The 14,450-nt window shown below is 31.3% G+C and carries 16 protein-coding genes; 1 reads left to right on the forward strand and 15 read right to left on the reverse strand.

Going from position 1 to position 14,450, the window contains the following annotated elements:
• Positions 1-226: 226 nt before the first annotated feature.
• From H3T55_RS13025 to H3T55_RS13090, 14 genes are all read right to left on the reverse strand, one after another.
• Positions 227-880: a redox-sensing transcriptional repressor Rex gene (locus H3T55_RS13025; protein ID WP_225534911.1), complete on the reverse strand. Its 654-nt coding sequence runs from the start codon at positions 878-880 to the stop codon at positions 227-229.
• A 154-nt stretch (positions 881-1,034) separates the two neighbouring features.
• Positions 1,035-2,240: a tRNA uracil 4-sulfurtransferase ThiI gene (thiI, locus tag H3T55_RS13030; protein ID WP_318652976.1), complete on the reverse strand. Its 1,206-nt coding sequence runs from the start codon at positions 2,238-2,240 to the stop codon at positions 1,035-1,037.
• 179 nt (positions 2,241-2,419) lie between these two features.
• Entirely contained in the window at positions 2,420-3,442 is a 1,023-nt protein-coding gene (locus H3T55_RS13035) for a site-specific integrase (protein WP_225550194.1), read from the reverse strand.
• A gap of 47 nt (positions 3,443-3,489) precedes the next feature.
• A complete protein-coding gene (locus H3T55_RS13040) occupies positions 3,490-3,708 on the reverse strand; it encodes a DUF3173 family protein (protein ID WP_225534909.1) in 219 nt (72 codons plus the stop codon).
• Positions 3,709-3,773: 65 nt separating this feature from the next.
• Entirely contained in the window at positions 3,774-4,283 is a 510-nt protein-coding gene (locus tag H3T55_RS13045) for a hypothetical protein (RefSeq protein ID WP_225550196.1), read from the reverse strand.
• 151 nt (positions 4,284-4,434) lie between these two features.
• Positions 4,435-4,782 carry a DUF3969 family protein gene (locus tag H3T55_RS13050; RefSeq protein ID WP_225534907.1) on the reverse strand — a complete coding sequence of 116 codons (348 nt, stop codon included), beginning with the start codon at positions 4,780-4,782 and terminating at the stop codon, positions 4,435-4,437.
• 59 nt (positions 4,783-4,841) lie between these two features.
• Positions 4,842-5,192, reverse strand: coding sequence for a hypothetical protein (locus H3T55_RS13055; protein WP_225534906.1), 351 nt, complete (start codon positions 5,190-5,192; stop codon positions 4,842-4,844).
• Entirely contained in the window at positions 5,192-6,649 is a 1,458-nt protein-coding gene (locus tag H3T55_RS13060) for a T7SS effector LXG polymorphic toxin (protein WP_225534905.1), read from the reverse strand. The genes H3T55_RS13055 and H3T55_RS13060 overlap by 1 nt, the downstream gene beginning before the upstream one ends.
• Positions 6,639-6,992, reverse strand: a complete 354-nt coding sequence (locus tag H3T55_RS13065; protein WP_225534904.1) for a DUF3958 family protein — start codon at positions 6,990-6,992, stop codon at positions 6,639-6,641. The genes H3T55_RS13060 and H3T55_RS13065 overlap by 11 nt, the downstream gene beginning before the upstream one ends.
• The gene (locus H3T55_RS13070) at positions 6,989-7,270 is read right to left on the reverse strand and encodes a TIGR04197 family type VII secretion effector (RefSeq protein WP_225534903.1); all 282 of its coding nucleotides are present in this window, start codon (positions 7,268-7,270) and stop codon (positions 6,989-6,991) included. Before H3T55_RS13070 ends, H3T55_RS13065 begins: the two co-directional genes overlap by 4 nt.
• Before the next feature lie 134 nt (positions 7,271-7,404).
• Positions 7,405-8,199, reverse strand: coding sequence for a hypothetical protein (locus H3T55_RS13075; protein WP_225534902.1), 795 nt, complete (start codon positions 8,197-8,199; stop codon positions 7,405-7,407).
• Positions 8,200-8,468: 269 nt separating this feature from the next.
• Positions 8,469-8,732, reverse strand: a complete 264-nt coding sequence (locus H3T55_RS13080) for a hypothetical protein (protein WP_225534901.1) — start codon at positions 8,730-8,732, stop codon at positions 8,469-8,471.
• 102 nt (positions 8,733-8,834) lie between these two features.
• Positions 8,835-9,200, reverse strand: a complete 366-nt coding sequence (locus H3T55_RS13085; protein WP_225550198.1) for a hypothetical protein — start codon at positions 9,198-9,200, stop codon at positions 8,835-8,837.
• Between the two features lie 50 nt (positions 9,201-9,250).
• Positions 9,251-10,183, reverse strand: coding sequence for a hypothetical protein (locus tag H3T55_RS13090; protein WP_225534899.1), 933 nt, complete (start codon positions 10,181-10,183; stop codon positions 9,251-9,253).
• Between the two features lie 539 nt (positions 10,184-10,722).
• Between H3T55_RS13090 and H3T55_RS13095 the strand changes: the two genes are divergently transcribed.
• On the forward strand, positions 10,723-11,298 hold the full coding sequence (locus H3T55_RS13095) for a hypothetical protein (RefSeq protein WP_225534898.1): 576 nt from the start codon (positions 10,723-10,725) through the stop codon (positions 11,296-11,298).
• Positions 11,299-11,473: 175 nt separating this feature from the next.
• Here the strand turns inward: H3T55_RS13095 and H3T55_RS13100 are convergent, their stop codons facing one another.
• Positions 11,474-14,155 (reverse strand): Spaf_1101 family AAA-like ATPase, encoded by a 2,682-nt coding sequence (locus H3T55_RS13100; protein WP_225534897.1) that lies wholly within the window; start codon positions 14,153-14,155, stop codon positions 11,474-11,476.
• Between the last annotated feature and the right edge of the window lie 295 nt (positions 14,156-14,450).

A 14,450-nucleotide genomic window follows, 5' to 3' on the forward strand; every position in this document is an offset into this window, starting at 1 on the left:
TAGGAAAATATAACTGAGGTGCTTTTTTCCTCATTTATATTTTATCTTTTTTCCGAAAGATTGGCTCATGCAGCTGGATCACACGAATGGTCAACATCAGTTCAAATTATTCACTGTGTTTCCCAGCAAAAGCGCAATACATTTTATTACCACTAAAATCCTTTCATTCATCCGCATCTATATCAAGTATAGTAGAAGCTCACCCAGATAACAATGTTCTTGCTTCTTAAGCTCTGTTACTAGTAAAGGTCTCGTCAAAGTAGATCAATGTCTGTAATTCTGTCGTCAAATCAATATATTGGACATTCACATTGTTCGGTACAGTCACGCGGTCTGGCGCAAAATTCAAAATAGCAGTGATTCCTGCATCAACAATCTTGTCGATGGCCTCTTGCGCATACTGACTTGGAACTGTTGAAATCGCAACAGTTACACCTGTTTTTTCAACTTCTTCCTTCAATTTTTCCATTGGCTGGATTACAATATCATCGATAGACAAACCAACGATTGCTTCTGACGAATCAAAAGCGCAAACGATATTCAAGTTTTCGTTACGGCGAAAATTATTTTTCACTAATGCTTTTCCTAGATTGCCACAACCGATCAATGCAATTCTCTTTTCTTCTTGCGTATTCAAAATATGGCTGAATACATCAATTAAATATGGTACATCATAGCCATAACCGCTGCGACCTAATTCTCCTAAGTGAGAAAAATCACGACGAATCGTAGCCGGAGGCACTTGAATCACGTCGCTGAATTCTTTTGATTTGATTCTTGTGACACCAGAATCTCCCAACATTTTTAAATAGCGTAAATATAGAGGCAGTCGTTTCGCAGTTGCTTTTGGCATCTTTTTTTCTTTATGTAATTCTTTCATTTTCAGCTCTCCTTGTTACTCATTTCACATAACTAGTTTAGCATGCTTCTTGAGATGAGGCAACTTGTTTGTGAAAAAGAGAGCAGGTATGAGAAAAACCTAATAAATAAAAAGAACAGACTCGATAGCGTTATCAAGTCTATTCTTTCAACTTTTATAGTAAATCAGCAAATTCTTCTGATTGTTCACTCGTTTCAGTTATTTCACTAACTTTTAGACCAGCCATAGCACGTTTCATCAACCCTTCTACATCTAGACGTGCTTCATACGCTTGTGCCTTATCCAGTCTTGGTCGCGTTTTTGGTTGAGGCGGAGCAAAAATCGTACAGCAATCTTCAAACGGCTGGATCGCAAGTTCAAAGGTATCGATTTTCTCAGCAATTTCAATGATTTCACCTTTATCCATCGAGACAACAGGACGAATGATCGGTGTATTTGTTACTTCATTGATTGCCACCATACTTTGTAACGTTTGAGAAGCAACCTGACCTAAAGATTCACCATTGATGATCACTAGCCCTTTTCTTTCTTCACGTATAGCATCTGTCAAACGTAACATCATGCGACGAGTAACAGTCATCAAATAGCCTTCTGGAACAACTCGTTTGATTTCTTCTTGAATTTCCGTAAATGGGACTTCTATAAATTGCATACTGCCGCCATAAGGTGCGATTTTTGCCGCTAAATCTTTGGCTTTTTGTAATGCTTGTTCGCTAGTATATGGTGGACTGGCAAAATGGACTGCTTCTACTTCCACGCCACGTTTCATAGCTAAATATCCAGCTACAGGTGAATCGATTCCACCGGAAAGCATCAACATACCACGACCTCCCGTTCCAACAGGTAAGCCGCCAGCACCTTTGATCGTTTCATAAGAAAGGTACGCACCTTCGTTTCGTATTTCAACTCGAATTTCAATATCGGGCTTTTTCATTTGAACAGTGATTTCTGGACAAACTTCAAAGACTGCACCACCCAACTCACGATTCAACTCATTAGAATCCAATTCAAAATTATGATCAGAACGTTTTGACGTGATTTTAAAAGTTTGACCTGGCTGATAAATTGTTTTGATGATCGTTTGCACCATTTCGCGAATGACAGGCATTTCTTTTTCTACTTGAATACTAGGAGAAAAATTTTGAATGCCAAAGATTTTTTCTAATTTCGGAATGATTTGCGTGCTGTCTTCTCCATTGAGCAACAAATGCATGCGATCACGGTCAGCATGAATCTTAACTGCGGGAAAATCACCTAGATTCCGTTTTACATTGTACGCAAGTTGAGAAATAAAGCTCTTTTTATTTTTCCCTTTTGTTGAAAGTTCGCCGTAGCGAACCATGATTTCTGTATAGTTCAATTTTCTTCAATCCTTCTTTATAAAGCTTGATTTATCAACGTTTTCAAGACATATTTTTTTCGTTTTTTTCAAAGTGCTAACAATAGTGCTAACATTGAATATTTGCTTGAATTACTATAACATACAGTTCTATATTTTTAAATATCTAATTCTGATAACTTTTCTGCTACAGCATTCATTTACTTAGGATACAAGTGACCATAAGTTCCTAATGTTTTCTCAATTTTAGAATAACCTAACCTTTCTTTAATAACCAGCGGGTCTTCCTTTAAGGAAATAAGTAAAGCAACGTGTGAATGTCTTAAAGCATGACCTTTGATATCATGTACTCCAGCTTTTTTTGAAAGTCGTTTTAACCAATAAAAAGTTGTTGACTTTGATAACGGCAAACCATCATAAGAAAAAATGAAATTGATATCTTTAATGACCGATTGTTGCTGTTTCCAATTTAACAATTGTTGAATAGTAATTTCATCAATAGAAACACTTCTGACACTAGAACTCGTTTTTGGAGTTGTATAATCATAATTCTTTCTGTTTACCACATGCAGGGATTTATTTACAAAAATCACCTTCTTTTGAAAATCAATATCTTCCCAACTCAAAGCAATAGCTTCACCATACCTTAATCCTGTCATAAAAAGAAATCTGAATAGCAATTTTTTAAAAAACAATAAATTATCTGATTCGTCTATGATATTCATTACTTTATGAAACTCATCAATTGTCCTAAAATCAACCTCTAATTTTTCCTCCCTAACTCTTCCAACCTTTCGTGGTAAATTCTCTTCCAGCAATCCATACACAACAGCACGTTCAAAAATACTATATAAATTAGCAAGAATTAAATTTATATATGCTTTAGACAAGCCTTTTCTTTGTTGAGTTTTGTATTCATCAACCATATAATTTTGGAATTTCTGAATATCCATGACATTAATTTCACTAAGAACGAAGTCATAAAAATAGTTCAAATGATTCTCAATAATACTAGTAGTAGTAATAAACGTTGCTTTCTTAACTTGATTTTTATACCAGCTTTTATAATATTCCTCATAGAACACTTTAAAAGTTATTTTTTTATCATTTTTATGTGGGACATGTTCTTCATAATCATTCAAAAATTCATTATAAGCTTTCTTAGCATCTCTAGCCGTCTTAAAACCTCGTTTAAATATTTGAATCCTTTTTTCCCTTTTCATCGAAACCCATATTTGCTGCAAAATAATACTTACCTGTTTTTTTATTCTTATATACATTTGGCGTTTTCGCCATCTTCTACACCTTCTTCAAACTTCGCATTAAGCATTTCTTCTACAATATTTTTGGGAACTCGTCTAACTTTACTTCCTTGATAAAAAAGACAACCCCGTTCAACAAGTAATGCTTTTGCTTCACGAATGATACGTTCCGATTGATAAGGTTTAAAACCTAACTTTACAACATCTTCTTTTGCTACTGTAATCATGTTAGCACATCACCTACTTTCCCTAAATAAAAAAAACCTTATAATTTAAGGTGTTTCAAAATAATCTATTCAATAAAATCTCCATCGTTAAAATAGTCATTACAAAATTCATCTACTTCCGGAGCAATTTCTAACTCAAATTCTTCAAATGGATCGTGATCCATTTTTGGAACAAACCACTTATTATAGTTATGAACTATTATATGTCTTATATCAGTGAAATCTATATATTGGTCGTATTGTTCACCCTCTTTCGTTGTGTTAATAATAATAGTATCTAAATCAGCAAAGCCCCGAAACGTACCTATGATGTGATCCTTAACCCTCCCTAAATGATCCCTACTGTTCAACTGTATTTCCAGCACTTTGTTTTGCTTAATAGAAACATCTAGACACTTTTCTATGTATAATAAATCTTGTTGTGGTAATCGTGGAATATCCTTTCTTGCTTCATCTTTCGTTTTTTTTATTGCACTGGTTAATTCACCAATCGAAAATGCAGTCATCCATTTTTTCATTTTCCTATCTTCATACTGCATAAAATAAGTATCTAATAAATCGGGCTTGTCCGACATAATAACCACCTTCCTTTAAGACAGTTCAACTATGCGAACGTACATTCCCTTCATCTAGTGCAAGGTTTTTTACTAATAGTAAAGGTATGCGAAAAATCATAGCATTATTGCTAAAAATTTTCACATACCTATGTAAAAAATCTCATCTATTTTAATGCATATCTAACCACTTCTTTACATCATACGGATCATCAGACGGTGCTATTTTTTTCAAATATTCTTTCGCTTGCTCTTTCAGCTCTCGTATTCCATCTTTTAATTTAGCTGGTCTTAAAGATTGAACATCTTCCAATTCGCATCCTAACTCTACAATTTCAATAACATCTTCACTTAATCCTTTTTCCTCTAGAATACTCACAGAATACGGACTAAACAAATAATTTTCACAATCCTCAATTGTTAACAACTCATTTTCCAAAGATTCTAAAAGTCCTATAACTGTAACTAATATCAATCTCTCTGCTTCATTCTTTTTGATAACATTAAATGTTAATTCCATATCTACCCTAAGAAATTACTTCCTCCTTTGTTTAACTTCCTATCGAAAAAAATTATAATTTAGATAAGCTCCGAATCATCTTTTGGACCCTCTGGTAATTTTCCTATAAATTTTATATTAAATTTATGGAAATCTGAAAACTCTGAAGATAGGTCCACTAAAGTGCTATTTAAATCAGTTAGCACATCTCTAAAAGCATATGAGTAGTTAATTTCATTTAATGATTTTGTCATATCTATTTTTTGTATCTTTTGTAAAATTTCTTCTAATTTTGCCAAATCATAATTTATATTTTCAACAACCTCTTCTTTAAAATCTAATAATTCTTTTTGCTCTAACGAATTGTCACTGTTTTTATCATTAAAGTTTTTGTAAAAATTGTATACTACATCTAAATCACTGGTTGCCATTACTTTAATACCCTCCCATTTGCTTTTATTGCTTTATCCATATTTTTACTTCCATCCAAATTCAACACAGTTTTTGCATCACCATGTTTTCCAAATACTTCTAAATGATCTTTATGCATACCATCTAAATACAATTGATCATTTTTTTTCAAACCATATTCAGGCATGTTTTTATCTACTTTATAAACATTTTGTCCATCCACGCGTTTCTTTGTCTTCGACACATTATTTTTAAGCTTTGAACCAAAATCAGTATCAAAGAATTCGTCCATATTTTCAACCGATTTCGCTTTATGGTTGTAGTTATCACCGCTCATAATATTTTGGACACTCATACCGCCAACTGCTGTTCCATGTGCCCAAACAGCTAATGTATTTGCCCCCACTGCTGGAATTGTACCTAGACTAGCCCCTCCAGTTGCAGGTGCGGTTACGAGACTACCAGCCGTACCACCAAATAACCACATAGCACCACCGACATATTCCGCTCCAGCTTGAAATACACCTAATAAGTTCCCTACAAACACACCTTCATTATACCCTTTATGCTGTTGCAGGGAGTCTTTTACATCTCTTTCTCCAAAAAGACCATCCAACAATGCTTTCACACCATTGTTTTCTAATACCTGATAGCTTGCGCCAGCGAGAAAAGATTTTAATGATTTTAAATCATCTTTTGCGATTTCGACTGCTAATTCATTCGTTGCATCTTTATCTAGCTTACCGTTTCTATAGACTTCATAAAATGTTTCGCCATTTTGAAGCGTTACTTTTTTCACTTCTAAATTATCTGCATGTCGTTCTTCATACTCTGCCCATTTCGCAGAGATCGTATTTTTCCACGAAAGATTTTTCGGTACTATAAACGTTCCTGTCGCCCCATTCCAAGCGGTATTAGCTTGTGCCAATCCTTGATTGACCGCTTGCTGTAAACTAGCGATTTCAGAAAAGATAGAAGGGGAACTTCCATTAAATGCCAACAATTTTTGTAGCTGTTCTTCTAGTTTTTGTTTTGTCGCACTATACATGCCGATCAATGCTGCATTTCCTAATAACTGAAATGCTTTGGTTGCATCTGGTGTTTTGGACGAATGTAATTCTCTACGAATATTTTCTGCCTGACTCAATAATTGATCTGCTTTACGAATATTTTCTTCCAATTCTGATTGTTTCAAATCACCACTATCCACTTGAGAAATATATTCTTCTGGAAATTTCTTAACGGCTTGTTCAACGGCTTCTGATAATAATATGCCACCTTGTGCTAAAGGATATAGCACCGTATTAAAATAAGCTTTAGCCGAATCATACGCTTTCCCAGTCAAGAAGGGACTTGCAACCACAAAATCAGTGATTGCTTTTTGTAATTCTTGATACCCTTCTTTTTGTGTCTTACACATTGAAGACACGCTAGAAGCTTGACTTTGAGACGATGAAACATACATATCAACACTCATTCGTATCCTCCTCTACTAATAATTTTCTCTTTTCATAATCGATATCCTCTAGTTGGTCTACTACTCTCTTCTTTTGATCATGGAGTTCTATTTCATCTATTTCTAAATGTTCTAGTATTTTCCTTGATTCTTGAGAATATTCATCCATCAACGATTGATAAAATGTACCTTGCTCGTTTTTATGGAATAGATAGCATAGATTATCTAAAAAATGACGTGCTTCATGAAAGTGTTGTTCATAGCTTTCTTTTATCCGCCTTACCTGCTTTTCTTCATTTGCAATCGATTCTTCTTTTAACTGCAATTGCTGTTCTTCTAGTTGAAGTACTTCAAGTTTCTTCATTTACCTAGACCTCGAATCATCGTATTCGCTACTTTTTGATCCAGCGCTTCAAATTCCTTTGCTACACTTTGAAGATTACTGGAAGCTTGAAAAACTGCTTGTGCAATTTTTGTGGCTGTTTCTTGAGCTGTCGTGATTGCTTCCTGCGCATTTGTATTACCTGCCACAGTTGTTTGAGTATCTTTAGTAATCGAAGCTGATTGAATCAATTTATCTGTTGCACCCTTTAAAGCAGTAGCCTTTTGGCTTGCTCCAGAAAAGTCACTTTGTATTGTCATGAATTATTCACCCTCTTATAGATATTTCATACAATAATAATATCATTGGAGCTTCTATTTGGATAGACAATATTTACATGACGTATTATTTATGTATAAGTGAACTTTCCAATGAAATAAAAGTTTTTTAGTAATTATTTTAAGATACCAGCTTCTTTCAGTTCAAGTTTCAATTTCTTATAAACAGGAACTTGCTCTTTTAGAAAAATTCCACTATCTAGCTTTTGTTTTTCAGTTGGTTCTTTAAGTGACTTCATACTAAGCATCGTTTTTTCATTAGTAAACATTAATAGTGTGTCATCTATAGCTGTTTGCATAAAAACTTCTTTGCTTTTTTTATCTATACCATGAAATATAGGAAAAATCTCTTTCTCTCCGTTATAGTCTTCAATTAATAGATATACCAAAGAAAAATAGCTTTCTTCGCTTTCTCCATTATTCTGTAAAGAATACGAATACTTTTTAGAATTATCTTTAGAAGCTTTCTTATCGACTTTATCCAGCTTTACAGATTTATCTAAAACAAAAAAATCAAGCCCGTTATAGTATATAATCGATATCTTATGGGCATATCCTTTTTTGAAATTGATAATTGTTGGATTTACATTTACATCCAACACTTCGTTGTATCCAACATTCAATACAACGGACTCTTTTTTATCATAAAAACTAACGTCAAAAACCATTTTTTCAAAATACGATTGATTATTTGCTAAAGCTTTAGATAAATTATTATTAGCATAAAATATATATGCATTTAGACAAAGTGAAAATACAGATATTAATATTGTTATTTTTGATGCTGTTGTCATTCCTCGCTTTTCAAGAAAAGTATTCATTTTTTCTTGTATATGAAATGTATCTTTTTCAATAATAGTTACTTTTTGTTCTAATTCATCTATGTTCTTCCTTATTTGCTTATCTGCCATACCTATCCCCTGCCCTATAAATATTCTATTTTAAATATTTTTTTCACTACAAGTATAACAAGGTTGTCAAAATAAAGAAATACTCACTGAAACAATTTAAATACCTATTAATACCATGAAATATTTTGAGAATTAGATAATATTTATACGACGTAATGATTATGTATAAAATAGCCTTTCCCTACAGAAAAAGGCTATCCTGTTACTATTCCTGTTTCAGTGTATTGTTTAATATTTTATCTTTAGCTACTTTAATATCAACTGTTTTTTTATTTTATTTGGCTACCTAAAAACTCCACGTGATCGATCAGCCAATTACCGCTTATTTTCTTTAAATTAATTCGATAAGTTGAAGTTATCGTTGTTTGAACTTGATTCATAATGGTTGTGACCTCTACACTATTTAAGGATACCAGTTCATTTTCTTTTTCATTGGCATAATAGGATTCATGACTAACAAGATAAGATTTTGCTGGAAAATCTTTATCATAGACACCTAGCTTTAATTCTTCACTACAAGCCTTCGTTAACATAGGTACACTAAATGCTTCACGAGTTTCTAAATCTTTATACGTAAAATAAGCTTCTAAAAACTGTTCATTGAATACTCGACCATCATTTTTTTGCTTTTCTTCCTAAACTTCTGGTAGTTCTTCAATAATCGTTTCTTTTTCCTTCACTTTCTTTCTAACTTCGATTATTTCCATTTGTTCTTTTTCCTCAATAAAAAGAAAAGCATTTAGAATTGCTTTTCCTAGCGAGATACTTTGTTCTCTCATAGAAATTAATTTTTTAAACCGTTCGATTTGATCAAAACTAAATACTTTATACCCATATGAGCGACCATCTGTGTTTTTGGCATATTTTCTTACAAAATGAGTATCTGTTAATTTTTCAATTTTATTCGCCCAATTTTTCAGAGTTTTTAAACTGATAACAAAATCGAGTTCTTGAATTACATCATCAAATGTATACATACCTCTCAATTCTCCATAAATCAAATTTTTACTTTCAATAAAAAAACACTCAATTTAATGAGTGTAAAGTTTTATCAATTCAAATGATTTTCTAAACATTTTTTCAACGCAATTACCTTAGCGAGAGATTTAACCGTAACTCTATCAGAAAAAAAGTATTTTCTTAAATTCATAATTTTTTTAGGGAAGAGCGTATATAAATGTAAATATATCGTCGATCTTTTATTTATTCGTTCTATTAATTTCTTAATTTCCTCAGCTCGATCAATCATTTCAAATACAGCTTGAGGATTATTTTTAAATTCATATTGATCAAATGGACAAAGAGCAATACTGCTAAAGAATTCATTAAAATCTAAATAATCTAAAACAATTCGTTTACCACTTGAAAACTCATCTAGTTTATTAATTTTAAATTCTGTCTGCTCCAAAAATTTCAAGAAGTCAGTCTCTTCTTTTTTATAAATATTATACAGCCTAAAATTTTCTGCATTATACTCATAGTAATAAATATCACTTGCTCGGATAGTTTTTAAACCTAATACTTTTGCTAAAATACTTCTATGATTTCCATCAATACATTGAAAATATTTTATTTCATCTTCATTTTGAAAAGCAAGAAAAGAAATATTTCCAGTATTGTTATACATATTTTGAAGTCCCTCTATATTGTTTTCTTCTAGCAATAATAATTGTTTTAAAAATCTAGATTGCTCAATATTTATATCATAATCCTTCTGTGCAACTCCTAAAATGCTATAATTCAAAATATTAAACCATGAAAAATCTACTACTCGACTTACTCCTTCAATATTCTTTACAGGCACAAGTTTATCATTTTCGACTCGATCTTTGTAATGGTAGTAATTGTATAACTCTCGATCTTCTAATGAGAATTGTTCTTTACTAGATTTTAAACTTGCTTCACTAACCCCTTTACTTAATAAATATTCTTCTAATCCCATATCAATTATTTTTTCCCATAAGATATCATAAGTATCCTTCAATAAATCTCCTCCAAAATTCTGGTACAATTCACTTTATATTGTACCATATGAGTTAATTATATTTCAGATATATTCTTGCTTTTTCAATATTTGTTTGATATCTCTCAGCTGTTCTTTATATATAATACTGATAGTTTCCTGTTGAAGATTTTTTTTATTCAAGAAGTATTCTAAAAAGTCGGCATATTCAACCAATTCCGCCATCAAACAATTAAAATTTACACTAGATTTAGGAAAATTATGAATTTTATCAGCAATTCTACTTCATTACAATTAGCTGTGGTAATACAAACAGCTCTTACTAGAACAAAAAAATCGTAGTATATTTTATTTAACAAACTTTGGATTTCATTGTAATTCAATATTTCTCCCTTTCTCTTAACTACAAACTTCTATCCTATGACAACTCTTCAATGATCGCTGTAACATCACCAGCAATTAAAATCTCGAAATCATCACTATAGATAACTCCTTCTGCATCTGCTTTTTGTTTCACAGATTTTTCCATCAACTGATAATTTTCACAACCATAATACCAATTGTCAAAATCAGAATCTTCAATTTTTCATAGAGTATGGAAAGAAGTAGAAGGTATCTCAAAAGAAGACATTGAAATTATTTACAATGAGTTATCTAACGTAAAATATTTTTTTGGATTTGAATATAAACTATTATCAAACACTATAACTTTTTTCTCTACAGATCAAGTGACACATTTAATTCAAAAAGCATACCCTATAGATAACGAAAGAAAAAGAGACTACACTACTAAAAAATTTGCGTATAACACTTTAATAAATCTTATCTCCATCACTCTACATCGTAAAGAATACAACTTAACCAGAAAATACATAAACATTGCTAAAGATTTAGATAAAACAAACTCAAACTACAGTTTCAGAATGAATTTAAAATATCTTGAAAACTTAACAAATTGGATAGAAACAGGTGAACCAAAATACATGCAACAAATCACCAATTTCATTACTATTTTAGAAGATATTGGCGATCTCGAACACGCCAAAAATGTTAAAGATGAGGTAAAAAACTTAACTCATCACAAGGACATCGATTCCAAAGCACCTTATTCCGTTGGACTACTCAAAGAAAGCTAATTATCAGTTCAGTTAATTTATAAAAAGACCTACTAAGAATTGTACCGCCTCCCAAATTTAGATCGGAAAATCTGACTTTTGGGAGTTAGTACATTTTTTTATTTCATTTGTATATAGCAGTGATTTTTTTAATGGGATTAATAATTTACTAAAGTAAACTTTCGCTATTCATATTTTATAAATCAACAAAACTCTTTAGCACTTCTAACTCATCATTTAATACTAAATAATCTAGTTTTTGAATTACTTCATCTACTAGTAGATTCTTTTGTGCATTCTTTTTGATTTCATCTGTTACATTTCCAGAAATATCATTAGGAAGTTTTTCTTTATAAACAAATATTTTATCTGAAAATGCTTTTTTTCCACCTTCTAGAATGTTAATAACGTGATTTATGATTTGTGGATTAGAAAAATAACCTGAAGCTTCACACCAACCATGCTTGTTATCTGAATTCATAACCAATACTTGCTCACAACCGCTATTCATAACAATAGTAGAATTGTGAGTAGCCAATATTATCTGTCTAGATTGCTTTAGATTTCTTAAATCAGCAACTAAATTTTTGTAAATATATTGGTTATCAAGATTATCTTCAGGCTGATCTATAATAAAAGGCGAGTAATCTCCGACGTACTGACTATATGAAAGCAAAAAAGAAAGAATAGCAACAACTTTTTGTCCCATTGATAGCTTACTTATATTTTGATAATTAGCTCTTCTCATATCAATTGACTCTTTATTATTAATGTTAAATTCTAATGTAAATTGCTCACTATATCTGAAATAATCTTTTAGAAAATCTTTAGCATACCGTTCGCAACGTGTATTAATCAGCCACTGTCTTAACAATTCGTGAAAGACCAGTAAGTCCTGTTTGTCTTTTAAAAACTTCAACTCAAGTTCTGCAGTCTCTTTAGAAGGTTCTTCAAAAAAACGAGAGACACTATCAACATTAATAAATTTACCATAATCCTTTTTATAAAAAAATCGTAGTAATTCAATACTACCCCCGACTTGTTTAGATTTTACATTGAGATAATCAGCCAAATCAATAAAAGTGATAGCATATTTTTTAAAGTAATTAAAACCATCATATTTCGAAATACCTAATGCAGCAATCCAATCGAAATAGTCATCATCAATTTTCTTTTGAGAAAAAACAACTTTCAATTTGCCTTCCTGAGATTCATTATAGGAATCCAATAAATTCCTAACTTTTAATTTTCTAGTTTCAAGTATACTGTCTTTTTTATCGTACTTATTAAACAATCCCTTAAAGCCATCTCCATACTTTGAGTAATTACTCCGATTTTTTATTCTTTTATTTTCAAAAAGAATTTTATCAAAGAAATCTGTGATCTCATACTCACTTCCTGCAACTCTCACTAAATCATTGACTGTAAATTTTCGAGTTAACAATTTTTTTAGAATTTGCTTTTGATTTTTACAAATCATTATATTTCTTCCATCATAAGTGAAAACCTGGACTCTATTATTAATTGCTATTTTACGAGTTTTTTCTTCATCATCTTCAGAATTTCTTAACAAACTCAGAGTTTCATTAAAATAATTATCAACAAAGATATCATTGTTCTCTTCATCACTTGAATGAACACAAATATAATAATCTTCATCTAAATAATGATAAACTACGCAACAAGTACCTTGTGAAAGAATTTTTCTTAGTTCTTCCGATGTTTCGCAGTATTGTGAAATAACAAAACCTAGTATATTTAACAAAGTACTTTTTCCGGTTCCTCGACCGCCAATAAAAGCATTCATCATACTTGAGAATTTTACTATTAAAGGTTCTGTAGTTTTACCTTTAAGAAATTCTTTTCCTTCAATGTATACAGCCTTAATGTACTGCTTCGGCAAACTGGGTAATTTATAACAAACTGACAGCGAAAAATCTTGAAAGGCTGCTTGTAGCGTAGTGAAATTTAATTTATCGCCCTTAACATAAAAAAAGCCAGATTTTAATTGTGCAATATTATGCGAATCATTATCAACAACAAAGTGAAATTTTTGATTGCTATAATAAGATAAACGTTCTTCAATTCCACTTATCTGAATAATATCTTTTACTCCAACAATATTAAATAATCCTGAATTAAATAATCTTTTTTTATAAGTTCCACTCAAATAATTTTTTTCGAATATTTTTGACGTGTTAATATGCGCTATATACCCAATTGCTTTTATTCTATTGACCTCACTAAAAACATCAAATGACGTACGAATAGTACCATCTTTGTCTGAAATAATATTTTTTTCAAGCCAAGTAGTAAGGTCACGAATTTGAGTTTTGTTTCTTCTATCCAATATTACAACTATATGATTCTTATCTGAACATGAAATTTCTATGCCAAGTTCTAGCCTTGTTTTAACTTGATAGTCACTTCGCTCATGAAGCAAAATATCAATTGCTTTGTCTAATTTTCCAAACCCAGTAATAGTATTATGATCTGTCACTAGACATAATTCTATCTCCTCTTTAAGTATAGAATGTGCAACGATTAAATATGCCAAAAATTCTTTTATATCCGAAAAGTCTTTTGGCATAATTCGGCTTATATCTAGAATACTATGGTCTGGAAACACAGAGATTTTTTCATAGTGCCAGATTTTCATCAAATCATTTTCTGTGAAATCTTTCCAATTACTTACTTTAGCAATTTCAAGTAAATTCTGAGTTTCTGTATCAATTAATTCATAATCATACGAAGCAGGAGTATGTATATGAAAAACAGTTTTTCGAAATTTCCCTCCATCTTCAGTCGAATTAAGTTCTTTATAAAGTAAAGGAATAATTTTTTGAGATTTAGGCTTTCCCATAATATTTTGAGTCATAATATCACCTTTCTAATTAGTGTCAAACTAATAACTGTTAGCAAGTGGTCAATCCTACACTGCTCATCAACTCAAATTGTAACATATTTCAGTATGTTACAAACTAAAAAAAGACCTACCGGGAACATTCGCGAGAACAGTAGGTCTTTTTTTAATTCATTTGTACAAAACAAGATTGATAGAAACGCTTATATTACAGTATTTTTGCTCTACTTACTGCTAATTATGAACTCATATGAAAACATCACTATAATATTTAAGAGCTAACATTAGAGCTAACAATCATTATTTTTCT

Origin of the sequence: Enterococcus sp. S22(2020), from assembly GCF_020295385.1 — a bacterium.
GTDB classification, from domain to species: domain Bacteria; phylum Bacillota; class Bacilli; order Lactobacillales; family Enterococcaceae; genus Enterococcus_L; species Enterococcus_L dunnyi.

What these genes read in the sequence shown, in the direction of transcription:
- H3T55_RS13035 (WP_225550194.1), bottom strand. Translation starts at nt 3,442, where the DNA reads ATGAAAAGGGAAAAAAGGATTCAAATATTTAAACGAGGTTTTAAGACG.
- H3T55_RS13050 (WP_225534907.1), bottom strand. Translation starts at nt 4,782, where the DNA reads ATGGAATTAACATTTAATGTTATCAAAAAGAATGAAGCAGAGAGATTG.
- H3T55_RS13055 (WP_225534906.1), bottom strand. Translation starts at nt 5,192, where the DNA reads ATGGCAACCAGTGATTTAGATGTAGTATACAATTTTTACAAAAACTTT.
- H3T55_RS13025 (WP_225534911.1), bottom strand. Translation starts at nt 880, where the DNA reads ATGAAAGAATTACATAAAGAAAAAAAGATGCCAAAAGCAACTGCGAAA.
- H3T55_RS13070 (WP_225534903.1), bottom strand. Translation starts at nt 7,270, where the DNA reads ATGACAATACAAAGTGACTTTTCTGGAGCAAGCCAAAAGGCTACTGCT.
- H3T55_RS13060 (WP_225534905.1), bottom strand. Translation starts at nt 6,649, where the DNA reads ATGAGTGTTGATATGTATGTTTCATCGTCTCAAAGTCAAGCTTCTAGC.
- H3T55_RS13040 (WP_225534909.1), bottom strand. Translation starts at nt 3,708, where the DNA reads ATGATTACAGTAGCAAAAGAAGATGTTGTAAAGTTAGGTTTTAAACCT.
- H3T55_RS13045 (WP_225550196.1), bottom strand. Translation starts at nt 4,283, where the DNA reads ATGTCGGACAAGCCCGATTTATTAGATACTTATTTTATGCAGTATGAA.
- H3T55_RS13065 (WP_225534904.1), bottom strand. Translation starts at nt 6,992, where the DNA reads ATGAAGAAACTTGAAGTACTTCAACTAGAAGAACAGCAATTGCAGTTA.
- H3T55_RS13100 (WP_225534897.1), bottom strand. Translation starts at nt 14,155, where the DNA reads ATGACTCAAAATATTATGGGAAAGCCTAAATCTCAAAAAATTATTCCT.
- H3T55_RS13080 (WP_225534901.1), bottom strand. Translation starts at nt 8,732, where the DNA reads ATGTTAACGAAGGCTTGTAGTGAAGAATTAAAGCTAGGTGTCTATGAT.
- H3T55_RS13075 (WP_225534902.1), bottom strand. Translation starts at nt 8,199, where the DNA reads ATGGCAGATAAGCAAATAAGGAAGAACATAGATGAATTAGAACAAAAA.